The 15,858-nt window shown below is 62.6% G+C and carries 14 protein-coding genes; 11 read left to right on the top strand and 3 right to left on the bottom strand.

Annotation, left to right across the window (positions count from 1 at the left end; all coding sequences use genetic code 11):
- Positions 1 to 172: 172 nt before the first annotated feature.
- A complete protein-coding gene (locus ABEB22_RS00975; RefSeq protein ID WP_406870643.1) occupies positions 173 to 2,329 on the top strand; it encodes a malate synthase G in 2,157 nt (718 codons plus the stop codon).
- 198 nt (positions 2,330 to 2,527) lie between these two features.
- Positions 2,528 to 3,301: a gamma-glutamyl-gamma-aminobutyrate hydrolase family protein gene (locus ABEB22_RS00970; protein ID WP_339112176.1), complete on the top strand. Its 774-nt coding sequence runs from the start codon at positions 2,528 to 2,530 to the stop codon at positions 3,299 to 3,301.
- 116 nt (positions 3,302 to 3,417) lie between these two features.
- Here ABEB22_RS00970 and ABEB22_RS00965 read toward each other — a convergent pair whose 3' ends face one another.
- From ABEB22_RS00965 to glmU, 3 genes are read right to left on the bottom strand one after another with little or no spacing between them, the layout of a single operon-like run.
- Positions 3,418 to 4,338: a DNA alkylation repair protein gene (locus ABEB22_RS00965; RefSeq protein WP_406870642.1), complete on the bottom strand. Its 921-nt coding sequence runs from the start codon at positions 4,336 to 4,338 to the stop codon at positions 3,418 to 3,420.
- Positions 4,335 to 6,149, bottom strand: coding sequence for a glutamine--fructose-6-phosphate transaminase (isomerizing) (gene glmS, locus ABEB22_RS00960; RefSeq protein WP_406870641.1), 1,815 nt, complete (start codon positions 6,147 to 6,149; stop codon positions 4,335 to 4,337). The genes ABEB22_RS00965 and glmS overlap by 4 nt, the downstream gene beginning before the upstream one ends.
- Before the next feature lie 3 nt (positions 6,150 to 6,152).
- Positions 6,153 to 7,487, bottom strand: coding sequence for a bifunctional UDP-N-acetylglucosamine diphosphorylase/glucosamine-1-phosphate N-acetyltransferase GlmU (gene glmU, locus ABEB22_RS00955; RefSeq protein ID WP_339112179.1), 1,335 nt, complete (start codon positions 7,485 to 7,487; stop codon positions 6,153 to 6,155).
- A gap of 139 nt (positions 7,488 to 7,626) precedes the next feature.
- Here glmU and ABEB22_RS00950 point away from each other — a divergent pair, with 139 nt between their 5' ends.
- From ABEB22_RS00950 to nuoF, 9 genes are all read left to right on the top strand, one after another.
- Positions 7,627 to 8,301, top strand: coding sequence for an HAD hydrolase-like protein (locus tag ABEB22_RS00950; protein WP_350934407.1), 675 nt, complete (start codon positions 7,627 to 7,629; stop codon positions 8,299 to 8,301).
- 60 nt (positions 8,302 to 8,361) lie between these two features.
- Positions 8,362 to 9,555, top strand: a complete 1,194-nt coding sequence (locus tag ABEB22_RS00945; RefSeq protein WP_406870640.1) for a DegT/DnrJ/EryC1/StrS family aminotransferase — start codon at positions 8,362 to 8,364, stop codon at positions 9,553 to 9,555.
- A gap of 410 nt (positions 9,556 to 9,965) precedes the next feature.
- On the top strand, positions 9,966 to 10,331 hold the full coding sequence (locus tag ABEB22_RS00940) for an NADH-quinone oxidoreductase subunit A (RefSeq protein WP_339112182.1): 366 nt from the start codon (positions 9,966 to 9,968) through the stop codon (positions 10,329 to 10,331).
- Positions 10,322 to 10,855, top strand: a complete 534-nt coding sequence (locus ABEB22_RS00935) for an NADH-quinone oxidoreductase subunit B family protein (protein ID WP_339112183.1) — start codon at positions 10,322 to 10,324, stop codon at positions 10,853 to 10,855. Before ABEB22_RS00940 ends, ABEB22_RS00935 begins: the two co-directional genes overlap by 10 nt.
- A gap of 12 nt (positions 10,856 to 10,867) precedes the next feature.
- Positions 10,868 to 11,494, top strand: a complete 627-nt coding sequence (locus tag ABEB22_RS00930; protein ID WP_339112184.1) for an NADH-quinone oxidoreductase subunit C — start codon at positions 10,868 to 10,870, stop codon at positions 11,492 to 11,494.
- 28 nt (positions 11,495 to 11,522) lie between these two features.
- Positions 11,523 to 12,761, top strand: coding sequence for an NADH-quinone oxidoreductase subunit D (locus tag ABEB22_RS00925; protein WP_339112185.1), 1,239 nt, complete (start codon positions 11,523 to 11,525; stop codon positions 12,759 to 12,761).
- Complete coding sequence (gene nuoE, locus ABEB22_RS00920; protein ID WP_339112186.1) at positions 12,761 to 13,651, top strand: NADH-quinone oxidoreductase subunit NuoE; 891 nt, start codon at positions 12,761 to 12,763, stop codon at positions 13,649 to 13,651. The genes ABEB22_RS00925 and nuoE overlap by 1 nt, the downstream gene beginning before the upstream one ends.
- A 43-nt stretch (positions 13,652 to 13,694) precedes the next feature.
- Complete coding sequence (locus ABEB22_RS00915) at positions 13,695 to 14,453, top strand: hypothetical protein (RefSeq protein WP_339112187.1); 759 nt, start codon at positions 13,695 to 13,697, stop codon at positions 14,451 to 14,453.
- A gap of 102 nt (positions 14,454 to 14,555) precedes the next feature.
- Positions 14,556 to 15,851: an NADH-quinone oxidoreductase subunit NuoF gene (gene nuoF / locus ABEB22_RS00910; protein ID WP_339112188.1), complete on the top strand. Its 1,296-nt coding sequence runs from the start codon at positions 14,556 to 14,558 to the stop codon at positions 15,849 to 15,851.
- Positions 15,852 to 15,858: the final 7 nt, after the last annotated feature.

The following is a 15,858-nucleotide window of genomic DNA, read 5'->3' as shown; positions in this document are numbered from 1 at the left end:
GGTGGCTCCTTTGCTTCGTCTCGTGACGTATTGTCTGGCGGCACAGGGTAGGCGCGGGCGCGGGGAGGTTCAAGACAGGGTCATGTGTTTGTGCGGGGGCCTTTGTGTCTCTGGACAGGGCGGCTATCTATCGTCAGGTTGTAAGCCAAGTTACAGATATAAGGAGGTCGCGATGGTCGAACGGATCGAACGCGCAGGATTGCAGGTTGCCAGGGAACTGGCCGAGTTCATCGAGGGGCGGGCCTTGCCGCAAAGCGGGGTCGCCCCCGCGCGATTCTGGGCGGGGATGTCGGTTCTGATGGCCGAGTTCGCGCCGAAGAACCGTGATCTGCTGGAAACGCGCGAGAAAATGCAGTCCCGACTGGATGCGTGGCATCTGGAGCGGCGCGGCCAGCCCCATGACGCGGCGGCCTATAAGGCCTATCTGGAGGAGATCGGATACCTCCTGCCCGAGGGCGAGGATTTCACCGTGGAAACCCCCGCGACCGATCCGGAATTCGCGCAGATCTGCGGACCGCAGTTGGTGGTGCCGATCATGAATGCGCGCTACGCGCTCAACGCGGCCAATGCCCGCTGGGGCTCCTTGTATGACGCCTATTATGGCACCGATGCGCTTGGCGACCTTCCCGCGGGCAAGGGGTTCGATGCCGCACGGGGCGCGCGCGTTGTCGCGGCGGCCAAGGCGTTTCTGGATAGAACCTTCCCGCTTGTGTCGGGCAAATGGGCGGATGTCACTGCGATCACGGTGGCAAATGGCGGGCTGTTCGTGACCACCGATGACATGACAGGCCTGATGAACCCCGCGCAATTCGCGGGCTATCAGGGAGCGCAGGATGCGCCGACCGCAGTGGTCCTGAAGAATAACGGGCTGCATGTGATCGTGAAGATCGATGCGAGCCATTCCATCGGGCGCACCGATCCGGCGCATATCTCGGATGTGGTGATGGAAGCCGCGATCTCGGCGATCATGGATTGCGAGGATTCGGTCGCCGCTGTCGATGCCGAGGATAAGGTTCTGGCCTATGGCAACTGGCTGGGCTTGATGGCGGGCGATCTGACCGAGAGCGTCGAGAAGGAGGGCCGGACCTTCACCCGTGCTCTGAACCCCGATCTGGAGATCACCTTGCCTGAAGGCGGAGAGGGTATGCTCAAGGGCCGCTCGATGATGCTGGTGCGCAATGTCGGACACCTGATGACCAACCCTGCCATCCTTGATGCGGACGGGCGCGAGATCCCCGAAGGGCTGATGGATGCGCTGGTGACCGTGCTTTGCGCCATGCCCGATCTGGCCAAGACGGCTGGTCCGCGCAACTCGGAAACGGGGTCGGTCTATGTAGTGAAGCCCAAGATGCACGGGCCGGAGGAGGTCGCCTTTGCCTGCGCGGTGTTCGACCATGTCGAGGAGGTGCTGGGCCTGCCGCGCTATACCGTAAAGCTTGGCATCATGGATGAGGAGCGCCGCACCTCGGTCAACCTGAAGGAATGTATCCGCGCGGCCAAACATCGGGTGGCCTTCATCAATACGGGCTTCCTCGACCGCACCGGTGACGAGATCCACACCTCGATGGAAGCGGGTCCGATGCTTCCCAAGGGCGAGATGAAGGGGCAGGCATGGATTGCCGCCTATGAAGATCGCAATGTGGATATCGGGTTGCGCTGCGGGCTGTCGGGACGGGCGCAGATCGGCAAGGGCATGTGGGCCATGCCCGATCTGATGGCGGCGATGCTCGAGCAGAAGATCGGCCACCCGAAGGCGGGCGCCAATTGCGCCTGGGTGCCGTCGCCCACTGCGGCCACGCTCCATGCCACGCATTACCACGCAGTCGATGTGCTGGCCCGCCAGCGCGAGATTGCTGCCGAGAACCGGCCTGCGCGCCTTGAGGATCTTCTCAGCATTCCGGTGGCCGTCGGGCGCAATTTCTCCGAGGAAGAGATCGCCCGCGAGGTGCGCAACAATGCCCAGGGGATTCTGGGCTATGTGGTGCGCTGGGTCGATCAGGGGGTGGGCTGCTCCAAAGTGCCAGATATCCATGATGTGGGGCTGATGGAAGACCGCGCGACCTGCCGGATCTCGGCGCAGGCGCTCTCGAACTGGCTCCATCATGGTGTGGTCTCGGAAGAGGCTGTGATGCATGGTTTGCGCGAGATGGCGGAAGTGGTGGACCGCCAGAATGCGGGGGATCCGTCCTATGTGCCGATGGCGCCCGATTATAATGGTGTGGCGTTCCAGGCGGCCTGCGATCTGATCTTTCAGGGCCGCAACCAGCCCTCGGGCTATACCGAGCCGGTCCTGCATCACCGCCGGCTGCAATGGAAGGCGGCCCACTGATCTCGGCGCCGTTCCGGATCTGCCTGCGCGGCGGGCAGATCCAGTTTTTATGTGCTCTTTTATCGGGCAGGGCTGTGAAATATGGCCTAAGGTGCGCAGAGCGTGAGGTCTCTTCGCCATTGCGCACATTTGCTGCGCATTTGAGGCCTTTTCCTGCGTAGCCGGACTGCCTAGCTTGTCCGTCAAAGGAGAGCAGGCATGACCAGACCCATCGTAGGCATCATCGGAAATACCGGACTGATCAATGATCGCTATCCCGTCCATGAGGTGGGCACGATGGTCTGCGATGCGGTGGCGGAGGTTTCGGGCTGTATCCCGATGATCATCCCGCCCGATCCCTGCTGGATGACCGTGGCCGAGCTGATGGAGACCTGTGACGGGTTCCTGCTGCCGGGCGGGCGGCCCAATGTGCACCCGTCAGAATATGGTGATGAGGAGACCGAGGCGCATGGCACCTTCGATCGCAAGCGCGACGCCATCGCGCTGGAGCTGGTGCGCGCCTGTGTGGCCACCGGCCAGCCGGTCTTCGGGATCTGCCGCGGGTTTCAGGAGATCGCGGTGGCGATGGGCTCGACGCTGCATCCCGAGATCCGTGAGCTGCCGGGCCGGCGTAATCACCGGATGCCGGTGGATGTGCCGCTCGATGAGGGCTTCTCCAACCGTCATATGGTGCAGCTGACGCCGGGCGGGCGGTTTGCGCGGATCTTCGGGGCAGAGGAGGTCGAGACCAACTCGCTGCACGGGCAGGGGATCATGATCCCCGGTCCGCGGATCGTGGTCGAGGGCCGCACCGAGGACGGCACGATGGAAGCGATCTATGTGAAGGACGCGCCGGGCTTCACGATGGCGGTGCAATGGCATCCCGAACATCGCGCGGCGCAAGATCCGGTCTCTCGGCCGCTGTTCGAGGCGTTCGGCCATGCGGTGCGGTCTTGGGCCATGGCGCGGCGGGGTGCGGCAAAAGTCGCGTGATCCGGCTGCCGATGCGGAACCGGCTGATGTAGAAAAGGGGGCGATCTCGCCCCCTTCTTTCATAGTCGGGGACTATGAAATTCATCCCCCGAGGATATTTAGAGACGCTGGAATGCTCAAAGACCGTTCTGGGCCTCGCGGCGCAGCGTGCGCGGCAGATGTTCCTGCGTGGCGAGGAAATGTTCGACGCGGGCGCGCTCGAACTTGGCCAGATCCGCCAGCCAGCGCCCGATGGCACGCGACAGCTCGACCGGTGCGCCGGGGGCAAGCCGTGCGGCCAGCGTCAGCAGGTGATCCTGCACGCGGTGGTCTTCGGGCTTGGGGTTGCGCAGCTTGGTATAGGGGCGCGTCATCAGGAAGATCGCGATCTTCGGACCGACAGGGCCTTGGGGTGGTTCGATTGCGTCATCATCGAGCTCGTCTTCCTCGAGATCGCCGGAGAGGGTCGGCTGGCCGTCGGCGGCCCAGGCATCGAGCTGGCTTAGGCGCGCCAGATTGCCCTGCAGGCGTTTGGCAGCCGGTTTGCACAGCGCATCGATCAGCGCGAAGCAATCGGCCTCCTCGATCCATTGGGTCAGGAGTTGCCATGCCATATCGTCAGGGCGCATCCGCGCCTGAGTCAGCAACTTGGCGGCGGCGATGCGGGCCTCAAAGATGCCCGATTGCCAGAGCTCGTGGGCCAGGCTCACGCGGCCCTCATTGTCGAGCGCCTCGCGCCACATGGCGGCCATATCGGTGATGCCGGTCGCCGTGACGCCGATCACGCGGCAGCTGGTGCCGGTCTGGGCCTTTATCTGGGCGGCGCGATCGGCATCCGCCCATGCCTCGAGCGCATAGAGCGCGTCCTCGATCGTGGGCGGAGGCAGGGCATCCTCCGCCTCTGCCTCTTCCTCGAAATATTCGTAATCGGCGTCGGAGGCGGCGTAAGCTGCGGCCTCGGCGCTGAGTTTTGCGGCTTCCTCGGGGGGCAAGCGGGTGCCATCATCCTGAAGGATCTCGGGTTTAGGGCCTTTGCGGCCCCCACGTTTGCGGCTCATTCGACAGTCACCGATTTTGCAAGGTTGCGGGGCTGGTCCACATCCGTGCCTTTGGCGATGGCGGTGTGATAGGCCAGAAGCTGAGCTGGTAGCGCATAGAGGATCGGCGCCCATGGTTCAAGCACTTCCGGAAGTTGCAGCGTGGCCCATGTGCCCTCGGAGGCCTCGGCCAGACCTTGGGCATCGGACACCAGCAGCACCTTGCCATGGCGCGCCATGACCTCCTGCATGTTCGACACGGTCTTGTCGAAGAGCCCGTCATGGGGGGCGAAGACGATCACCGGCACGGTGCGCTCGATCAAAGCGATAGGCCCGTGTTTCAGCTCGCCGCTGGCATAGCCTTCGGCGTGGATATAGCTGATTTCCTTGAGTTTCAGCGCACCTTCCATGGCCAGCGGATAAAGCGGACCGCGCCCGAGGAAGAGGATATCCTGCGCTTCGGCCAGCTGGTTCGACAGCTCGGCGATGCGCTCGCCGATACCGAGGCCCGCATTCATCAGGCCGGGCAGGGCGCGCAGCACCTCCATATGTTTACGGGCCGCCTCGGGGCTGAGATGCCCGCAGTCGAGCCCCGCCTTCAGCGCCAGCACGGCCAGCGTGAGAAGCTGGCAGGTGAACGCCTTGGTCGAGGCCACGCCCACCTCGATACCGGCATGGATCGGCAGGGCGATATCGGCCTCGCGCGCCATGGTCGAGGTCGGCACATTGATGACGGCGATGGTCTTCTCGACCTTCTCGTTGCAATAGCGCAGGGCGGCCAGCGTATCGGCGGTCTCGCCCGACTGGCTGACAAACAGCGCCACCGAACGGGCGGGCATTGGCGGCTCGCGGTAGCGGAACTCGGAGGCCACATCGATCTCGCAGGGAATGCCCGCGAGTTTCTCGAACCAGTATTTGGCGGTCTGGCAGGCATAGAAGGCGGTGCCACAGGCCACCAGCGTCAGCCGTTCGATCCCCGTAAAATCGACTGTTTCCGGCAGGTTGATCGTATCGCCCTGCAGATAATGGGTCAGCGCATCGGCCAGAACCACCGGCTGTTCGGCGATCTCCTTGGCCATGAAATGCTTGTAACCGCCTTTCTCGACGCGGGTCTGGCCCAGATCGATGCGGGCCTCGTCGCGATTGGCGCGGCGGCCCTCGTGATCGAAGATCTCGGCGCCCGCACGGGTGATGAAGGCGTAATCGCCCTCTTCGAGATAGGTGATACGGTCGGTCATCGGCGAGAGCGCGATGGCATCCGAGCCCACGAACATCTCGCCATCGCCATGACCGATGGCAAGAGGCGAGCCCTTGCGGGCGGCGATCATCAGATCGGCCTCACCGTCAAAGAGCCACAGAAGCGCGAAGGCACCCTCGAGCTTTTTCAGCGTGGCGACAGCGGCCTCGCGCGGCGCCATGCCGCGATCCATCATCAGGCGGGTCAGCTGGGCGACGGTTTCGGTATCGGTTTCGGTCTCGGGGGTGATGCCGGCTTCAGCCAGCTCGGCCCGCAGCTCGCGGAAATTCTCGATGATGCCGTTATGGACCACCGCCACCGGACCCGAACGATGCGGATGCGCGTTGGCCACTGTGGCCGCGCCATGGGTGGCCCAGCGGGTATGGCCGATGCCCGATTTGCCCGGCAGCGGTTCGTGGACCAGAAGATCCGAGAGGTTCCACAGTTTGCCCACCGCGCGGCGACGGTCGAGGCGGCCCTCGTTGATCGTGGCAATGCCTGCGCTGTCATAGCCGCGATATTCCAGCCGCTTGAGGCTTTCGACCAGTAGGGGGGAGACTTCATGCGTGCCGAGGACGCCGATGATTCCGCACATATCTCAGCCTTTCGCTTTGGCGGCGCGCAGCTTCGCCATGAGTTTTGCTGCAAGACCGGGCTTGTTGACCTGCTGGCCGCGGGCGATGGCCAGTGCCTCGTCGGGGACGTTCTCGGTGATGACCGAGCCCGAGCCGGTCAGCGCCTGATTGCCGACGGTGACGGGGGCAACCAGCATTGTCGACGATCCGATGAACGCATCCTGACCGATCACGGTGCGATGCTTGAAGACGCCGTCATAGTTGCAGGTGATGGTGCCCGCGCCGATATTGCTGCGCGCGCCGATCTCGGCATCGCCCAGATAGGTCAGGTGGCCCACCTTCACGCCCTCGGCGAGCGAGGAGTTCTTCACCTCGACGAAATTGCCGACATGGACGTTTTCGGCCAGTTCCGCGCCGGGACGCAGGCGGGCGAAGGGCCCGACCGTCGCGCCACGCGAGATATGGCAGCCTTCCAGATGGCAGAAGGCCTCGATGGCGGCCCCCGACTCCACGGTGACGCCGGTGCCGAAGACGACATTCGGCCCCACGGTGACATCGCGCCCCAGATAGGTGTCGAGCGCGAAATAGACGGTGGAGGGGTCGACCATGCTCACGCCGTTCTCGAGCGCGTCGGCGCGCTGGCGGTCCTGGAACAGATCCTCGGCCACGGAAAGCTCGAAGCGGGTATTGATGCCCAGCGTCTCTTCCTCGTCGCAGGTCACCACCTCGGTGGTCAGCCCGCGCGCCCGCGCCATGCCCACGATATCTGTGAGATAATATTCGCCCGCCGCATTGTCATTACCCAGCCCCTGCACCAGCTCGGTCAGCAGCACCGCATCGCAGGCGATGACACCCGAATTGCACAGGGTGATCTCGCGTTCTTCCTCGGTGGCGTCCTTGTATTCGACGATCCGCTCGAGGGCATGGCCATGGGTTACCAGCCGCCCGTAGCGGCCCGGATCCTCGGCCTCGAACCCCAGCACGGTAACGGCGGCATCCGACTCGGCCATCGCTTCCAGCGTTTCGGGGCGGATGAAGGGGGTGTCGCCATAGAGCACGATCACCCGGCCATGATAGCCATCAAGATGGGGCAGGGCCTGCGCCACGGCATGGCCGGTGCCCAGCTGTTCGTCCTGACGCACGCATTGTGCCTCGGGGGCCCATTCCGCTACGGCCTTTTCGACCAGCTCGGCCCCGTGGCCGGTGACGGTCACCACGCGCTCGGGATCGAGGGCGCGCCCTGCGGCCAGCGCATGGGCCACCAGCGGCGCGCGGCCCACCTGATGCAGCACTTTGGGCAGGTCGGAATTCATGCGGGTGCCTTGCCCTGCGGCAAGGATGATCAGCGCGTTCGCCATGGGTCTGCCTTTTCTTCTGGCCTTTTCTTCTGCTCATCCCCGTTTTACCCATAGTCGGACGCGCCGCAAGGTGCCTGATCATCACGTCGTCTTTCGCCGTGTTTCAATTGGCCCTCGGTAGCGGGGCAGGAAGGACAAGATGGAAACCGTAGTCTTCGATCTGGATGGAACGCTCGCCGATACCTCGGCCGATCTTCTGGCGGCGGCCAATGCCTGCTTTGCCGAACGCGGTCTGGAGGCGCGGCTCGATCCGGAGGCGGATGCGCTCATCGCCTTCCATGGCGGGCGTGCGATGCTGCGCGAGGGGTTCGAACGGGCGGGGATTGCCGATATCGAGGCCGCGATCGAGGAGGACTTCGAAGCTCTCCTTGGCCATTACGACCAGCATATCTGCGTTCATACGCAGCTCTATCCGGGCGCGCGCGCAGCCATCGAGGCACTCCGCGCGGCGGGCTACAAGACCGCGATCTGCACCAATAAACCCGAGGCACTGGCCGTGAAGCTGGTGGCGGAGCTAGGCATCGCGCCGCTCTTCGATGCGCTGATCGGTGCCGATACGCTGCCCACCCGCAAGCCCGACCCCGCACCCTATATCGCCTCTGTCGTGCAGGCGGGCGGCGATGTGGGGCGCTCGATCCTGATCGGCGATACGGTGACCGACCGCAAGACGGCCGAGGCCGTGGGCGTGCCCTGTGTGCTGGTGACCTTCGGCCCCGAGGGAGAGGAGATCCTGCGGCTCAAGCCCGAGGCGTCGATGGCCAGCTATGCAATCCTACCCAATCTTGTGGCGCAGTTGCTGCCGAAACTTGCCTGAGGGTGCAAATGCTGCATTGATATTCGCAAGGCCAGAACCGCATCGCCAGAGGACGCGCATATGAGCGACGAGATCTTCCGAAAGCCCTTCACCCAGCAGGAGCCCCTGCCGGAGGCGGCGATCGCCCGCGCGGTGGAGGTGATGCGGCACGGGCGGCTCCACCGCTACAACACATTGCCGGGCGAGCATGGCGAGGTGGCCGATCTGGAAGTCGAGTTTGCCGATTTTACCGGGGCGCGCTTTGCGCTGGCTGTGGCCTCGGGGGGCTATGCGCTGGCCTGTGCGTTACGCGCGATCGAGCTGAAACACGGCGAGAAGGTGCTGACAAATGCTTTCACACTCGCCCCAGTGCCGGGTGCGATTGCGAGTGTTGGCGGCGTGCCGGTGCTGGTGGAGGTGACCGAGGATCTGGTGATCGATCTCGACGATCTGGAGGCCAAGGCGGATCAGGCGCGGGTCTTGATGCTCAGCCATATGCGCGGCCATATCTGTGACATGGACCGGCTGATGGCGATTGCCGGGCGCCACGGGCTGACGGTGATCGAGGATTGCGCGCATACGATGGGCGCGGCGTGGAAGGGCACGCCCTCCGGGCGGCATGGGCTGATCGGCTGCTATTCGACCCAGACCTACAAGCATATGAATTCGGGGGAGGGCGGGCTGATCGTCAGCGACGATCCGATGGTGATGGCGCGGGCGATCCTGCTGTCGGGAAGCTATATGCTCTATCCCCGCCATCGTGCCGCTCCCGCAAACGGGTATTTCGAGCATCTGAAATATGACACGCCCAATGTGTCGGGACGGATGGACAACCTGCGCGCCGCAATCCTGCGCCCGCAGCTGGCCGATCTGCCCGCGCAGATCGCACGCTGGAATGCGCTTTACCGGCGGATGGAAGCGGGGCTTGCAGATCTCGAGCGGCTGCAACTCGTCGCGCGGCCCGAGGGCGAATCCTTTGTGGGATCGTCTTTCCAGTTCCGGCTGCCGGGGTTCTCTGCCGCGATGGTGGTGGATTTCATCACCCGCTGCCTTGCGCGCGGCGTGGAGCTGAAATGGTTCGGCGCGCGCGAGCCGATGGGCTTTACCTCCCGCCATGAGAGTTGGCGCTATGTGCCCGAGGCAGATCTGCCGCGGGCAGGGGCGGTGCTCGATACCCTGGTCGATATGCGCCTGCCATTGAGCTTCGATCCCGAGGATATCTCGCTGATTTCGCGGATCATTCGCGCGGAGTTGTTAAAAACGCCGGTGATATAACCCAGGATTGTGCATAAAATCCTAGCGATGCTCAGTAATTTTGTAAAAAACCGCCTGAGATGGGACGGCTTTATAAAAAGTTCAAGAGGCATTTTTTCAAGCGAAACGAGTTGTTTGGCAGAAACAGGGTTAATCGATACATCTTTTTCACGAAAAGATTTCGTCATAAACGGTCGATTCACGCTTGCCCGCTAGCTGTCATATCATATCCTGAAAGGGGAGTTGGACGGCGAGGTGTAAACCGGATCTTATTGTCGATATTCGTTTTTTCGTGACCGGGCCGGAGGGCCGGATGCCTCGAAAGATACGAAATTACCCCGACATCTGTTGACCCCGGTGCGACACACGTCTATTGCTCACCGCAGCTTGAACCGGCGCGACGATACGTCGCGAGTCTAGGGAGCCAGACAGTGCACGACTACCTGCGCGAATATCTTCCCATCCTCATCTTTTTGTGCGTTGCCATTGCGTTGGCGCTTCTGCTTCTGGGGGCTGCTGCGGTCATCGCGATCCGCAATCCCGACCCCGAGAAAGTGTCGGCCTACGAATGCGGCTTCAATGCATTTGACGATGCGCGCATGAAATTCGACGTGCGCTTCTACCTCGTCTCGATCCTCTTCATCATCTTCGATCTGGAAGTGGCCTTCCTCTTCCCTTGGGCTGTGTCCTTTGCTGATCTGTCGATGACGGGGTTCTGGTCGATGATGGTCTTCTTGGCCGTGCTGACCGTGGGCTTTGCCTATGAATGGAAGAAAGGGGCGCTGGAATGGGCGTGATGACCTCTGCCAATACCGCCGCCGTGGACAAGGAATTCGCCACGCAAGCGATCAACAAGGAGTTGCAGGACAAAGGCTTCCTGCTGACCTCCACCGAGGATGTGATCAACTGGGCACGCAATGGCTCGCTGCACTGGATGACCTTCGGACTGGCCTGCTGCGCCGTCGAGATGATGCAGGTATCGATGCCGCGCTATGACGTGGAACGTTTCGGCATGGCCCCACGCGCCAGCCCGCGCCAGTCGGACCTGATGATCGTGGCAGGCACCCTGACCAACAAGATGGCGCCCGCTTTGCGCAAGGTCTATGACCAGATGCCCGAGCCGCGCTATGTGATCTCGATGGGCTCCTGCGCGAATGGTGGTGGCTATTATCACTATAGCTATTCGGTCGTGCGCGGCTGTGACCGCATCGTGCCCGTGGATATCTATGTGCCGGGCTGCCCGCCCACGGCGGAGGCGCTGCTCTACGGGCTGCTGCAGCTGCAACGCAAGATCCGCCGCACCGGCACGCTGGTGCGCTGAGGAGGGACGCAGATGACCACTGACGCAACCGATACCAAAACCGATGCGCTGGCCGAGCTGGCCGCGCATATCGAGATGCGCCGTCCCGATGACGTGCTCTCGACCGAAATCGCCTTTGGCGAGCTGACGGTGAATGTGACGCTTTCGGGGATCGCGAATTTCGTGGCCTTCCTCAAGGAAGACCCCAATTGCATGTTCTCCTCGCTCACCGATCTGACGGCGGTGGATTACCCGCAGCGCGCCAAGCGTTTCGATATGGTCTGGCAGTTCCTGTCGATGTATCGCAACCAGCGCATCCGCGTGAAGGCCGAGGTCCGCGCCGACGAGATGGTCCCCTCGATCACCGAGGTGCATAGATGCGCCAACTGGTTCGAGCGCGAGGTCTTCGACATGTTCGGGATCCTGTTCTCGGGCCATCCCGACCTGCGCCGCCTGCTGACCGATTACGGCTTCCGTGGCCACCCGCTGCGCAAGGACTTCCCCACCACCGGCTATGTCGAGGTGCGTTGGGACGAGGTGCAAAAGCGCGTAGTCTACGAGCCTGTGAAGCTTGTTCAGGAATACCGCCAGTTCGACTTCCTCAGCCCGTGGGAAGGGGCGAAATACATCCTTCCGGGCGACGAGAAGGGGGCGAAGTAATGGCCAAGATTTGCATGGAGATGGGCGCATGATGGACGGCGATATCCGGCAGAACCATTATGACGACGGCACGCAGGACGCCCTGACCGGCGAGCAGCGTATCCGGAACTTCAACCTCAACTTCGGTCCCCAGCACCCTGCCGCGCACGGCGTTCTGCGGATGGTGGTCGAGCTTGACGGCGAGATCGTGGAACGTGTGGACCCGCATATCGGCCTGCTGCATCGCGGCACCGAGAAGCTGATGGAAAGCCGCACCTATCTGCAGAACCTGCCCTATTTCGACCGGCTCGATTATGTTGCGCCGATGAATCAGGAACATGCGTGGTGCCTCGCGATCGAGAAGCTGACCGGCACCGAGGTGCCGCGCCGTGCCTCGCTGATCCGTGTGCTCTTCTGCGAGATCGGGCGTGTGCTCAACCACCTGCTGAACGTGACGACCCAAGCCATGGATGTGGGCGCGCTGACGCCGCCGCTCTGGGGCTTCGAGGAACGCGAGAAGCTGATGATTTTCTACGAGCGGGCCTGTGGCGCGCGTCTGCACTCGGCCTATTTCCGGCCCGGCGGCGTGCATCAGGATCTGCCGCCCGAGCTGATCGAGGATATCGACACATGGGCGAAGGAATTCCCCGCAAAGCTGGACGATATCGACACGCTGATCACCGAGAACCGCGTGTTCAAGCAGCGGAACGTGGATATCGCCATCGTCACCGAGCAGGACATTATCGACTGGAGCTATTCCGGCGTGATGGTGCGCGGCTCGGGGCTTGCATGGGATCTGCGTCGCAGCCAGCCCTATGAATGCTATGACGAATTCGATTTCGACGTGGCGGTGGGCAAGAACGGCGATTGCTATGACCGCTATCTCGTCCGCATGGCCGAGATGCGCGAGTCGGTGAAGATCATCCGTCAGGCGCTCGACAAGCTGCGCGTGGAAAAGGGTGATATTCTGGCGCGTGGCAAGATCACGCCGCCCAAGCGCGGCGATATGAAGACCTCGATGGAGAGTCTGATCCACCACTTCAAGCTCTATACCGAAGGCTTCAAGGTGCCGGCGGGCGAGGTCTATGCCGCCGTCGAGGCGCCCAAGGGCGAATTCGGCGTGTTCCTCAAATCCGACGGCACCAACAAGCCCTACCGCGCCAAGATCCGCGCACCAGGCTATCTGCACCTGCAATCCATGGACTATGTCGGACGGGGGCACATGCTCGCCGATCTGGCCGCAATCATCGGCACGATGGATATCGTGTTCGGGGAGGTCGACCGCTAATGCTTCGCCGTCTACATCACGAACAGCCCGAGAGCTTCGAGTTCACGCCCGCCAACCATGAATGGGCGTTGGCGCAGATGACCAAATATCCGGTCGGGCGTCAGGCATCGGCCATCATTCCTCTGCTGTTCCGCGCGCAGGAGCAGGAGGGCTGGCTGAGCCGTCCGGCTATCGAGTATGTCGCCGATATGCTCGAGATGCCTTACATGCGCGCGCTCGAGGTTGCGACCTTCTACTTCATGTTCCATCTGGCCCCTGTGGGCTCGGTCGCGCATATCCAGATCTGCGGCACCACGTCGTGCATGATCTGCGGGTCCGAGGACCTGATGAAGGTCTGCAAGGAAAAGATCGCGCCCAATCCGCACGAGCTGTCGGCGGATGGCACGCTGTCCTGGGAAGAGGTCGAGTGCCTTGGTGCCTGCGCCAATGCGCCGATGGCCCAGATCGGCCGCGATTACTACGAGGATCTCTCGGAAGAGAGCATCGGTGAGCTGATCGACCAGCTGAAAGCGGGAGAGCGCCCGGTGCCGGGCTCGCGTAAGGGGCGGTTCTCCTCCGAGCCGCTCTCGGGTCCGAATGCCTGTGTCGAGGTTGAAGGTGATAAGGAAGAGCATAATGCGACGACCTCCATCGCCCTGAAATACGGCACCTATCTGAAAAAGATCGACGGGACCGAAGTCGAGCTGACCGCGCCTTGGAAGGTGAATGGCCAGATCGGGCCGGTGGGTCTGATGGGGGCGGAACCGCGCCCCAAGACCGCCGCCCAGCAGGCCGCTGCCCGTGGTCCGCGCCCCGCCAAGGGTGTGCCCGCCGATAGCACCGGTATCACCGAACAAGAAGCCGAAGCTGACTCCAAAGGAAAACCGACCGAAGATTCCAAGCCGCTTTAACCGCCCGCGATAGGGCATGCCGCAGCCTGAAAGGCCTAATGAGATGCTGAACGAAATGAAGAGCCAAGCGCGACAAACAGCGACTCTCTGGGGCGCTGTTCTGGGCGTTGTCCTGTTTCTGTTCAATCTTGGCACGGGATTTCTGGCGGCGCTGTTTATCGGGTTGATCGGGTTCTTCCTGTTCCGTGGTTTCCTGAAATGGGCTTTTGTGGATGGAACGCTCGATCTTCAGGAAGCGGAGATCGAGGTGGGGCTGGCCGCGCGTGCGGTGCCGCCTGCCCATTCGGTTGGTCATGATGCGGTCCTCGCCTATACGCATAAAAGCGAGCCGGCAGCCGAACTGAAGGAGACGCTGGATGCGGATCTCGAGGCGGCCGAGGGGCAGGCCAAGGTCCATATGGACAAGGTCGATATCACGGCCGCCGAGGCCGAAAGCCGCATCCGTCACCAGAAGGACCAGCCCGGTTGGCATGATCCCGACGAGGAAGATGCGGAGGCCGAGGAGGCCAGCGGCGAAGGTGTTGCGCCTGTGGGGCTCGAGGCGCCGCGCGGGGGACAGGCCGACGATCTGAAGCTGATCGAGGGGATCGGCCCGAAACTGGAAGAGCGGCTGAACGCATGGGGCATCTGGCATTACGACCAGATCGCCGGATGGGGCCCCGACGAGGTGGCCTATGCCGATGCCAATGTGCCGCGTTTCAAAGGGCGCTGCACGCTGGACAAATGGGTCGAACAGGCCAAAGTGATCGCGCAGGAGGGCAAGGATGCCTTTCTGGAACGCGCAAAGACGAATGATTACTGAGCGCAAGCTCGACGAGTATACCGCGCTGGTCGGATCGGCGCATCTGCCGCCGGAAGTCCGGCAATATCCGGCCATGAGGGCCGCGGAAGTGAGGAAAGTGACATGCTGAAAGATCAGGATCGGATCTTTACCAACCTCTACGGGATGTATGACCAGTCGCTTGCTGGCGCGATGAAGCGTGGGCATTGGGACAATACCGCCGGTCTTCTGGCCAATGGTCGCGAGTGGATCGTGGACCAGATCAAGGCATCGGGCCTGCGTGGCCGTGGCGGCGCGGGCTTCCCGACGGGTCTGAAATGGTCCTTCATGCCCAAGGAAACCGACGGGCGTCCGTCCTTCCTCGTGATCAATGCAGATGAATCCGAACCCGCGACCTGCAAGGACCGCGAGATCATGCGTCATGACCCGCATACGCTGGTCGAGGGGGCGCTGGTTGCCGGTTACGCAATGGGCGCGCGCGCGGCCTATATCTACCAGCGCGGGGAATATACCCGTGAGAAAGAGGCGCTGCAGCGCGCGATCGATGAGGCCTATGATGCGGGCTTCCTCGGGCCGAATGCCTGCGGTTCGGGCTACCAGTTCGATGTGTTCCTGCATCACGGGGCCGGCGCCTATATCTGCGGCGAGGAAACGGCGCTTCTGGAAAGCCTCGAAGGCAAGAAGGGCATGCCCCGCATGAAGCCGCCATTCCCCGCAGGCGCGGGTCTCTATGGTTGCCCCACCACCGTCAATAACGTCGAATCCATCGCCGTGACCCCCACCATCCTGCGTCGTGGCCCCGAGTGGTTCGCGTCCTTCGGCCGCCCCAACAATGTGGGCGTGAAGCTCTTCGGTTTCTCGGGCCATATCAACACGCCCTGCGTCGTCGAGGAGACTCTGGGCCTGTCGATGCGCGAGATGATCGAGAAACATGGCGGCGGCGTGCGCGGCGGCTGGAAGAACCTCAAGGCGGTTATTCCGGGCGGGGCGTCCTGTCCGATCCTGCCGGCCTCCATGTGCGAGGACGCGATCATGGATTTCGACGGCATGCGCGAGAAACAGACCGTGTTCGGCACCGGCTGCATGATCGTCATGGACCAGAATACCGATGTCATCAAAGCCGTGGCGCGCCTGTCGAAATTCTTCCATCACGAAAGCTGCGGCCAGTGCACGCCCTGCCGTGAGGGCACCGGCTGGATGAGCCGCTTGATGGACCGTCTGGTGACCGGCGATGCCGAGATCGAAGAGATCGACATGCTGCAATCGGTGACCAAACAGGTCGAAGGCCACACGATCTGCGCGCTTGGCGACGCTTCCGCATGGCCGATCCAGGGTCTCATCCGCAATTTCCGCGAGGAGATTGAGGACCGGATCAAGGCTCGCAAGACCGGCCGCATGGGGGCGTTTGCAGCCGAATGAATGTGAC

This window comes from Thioclava sp. 'Guangxiensis' (assembly GCF_045348365.1).
Classification (GTDB): domain Bacteria; phylum Pseudomonadota; class Alphaproteobacteria; order Rhodobacterales; family Rhodobacteraceae; genus Thioclava; species Thioclava kandeliae.
Note: the sequence above shows the minus strand (reverse complement) of the source record. Positions and strands in the feature narration are given on the sequence as shown.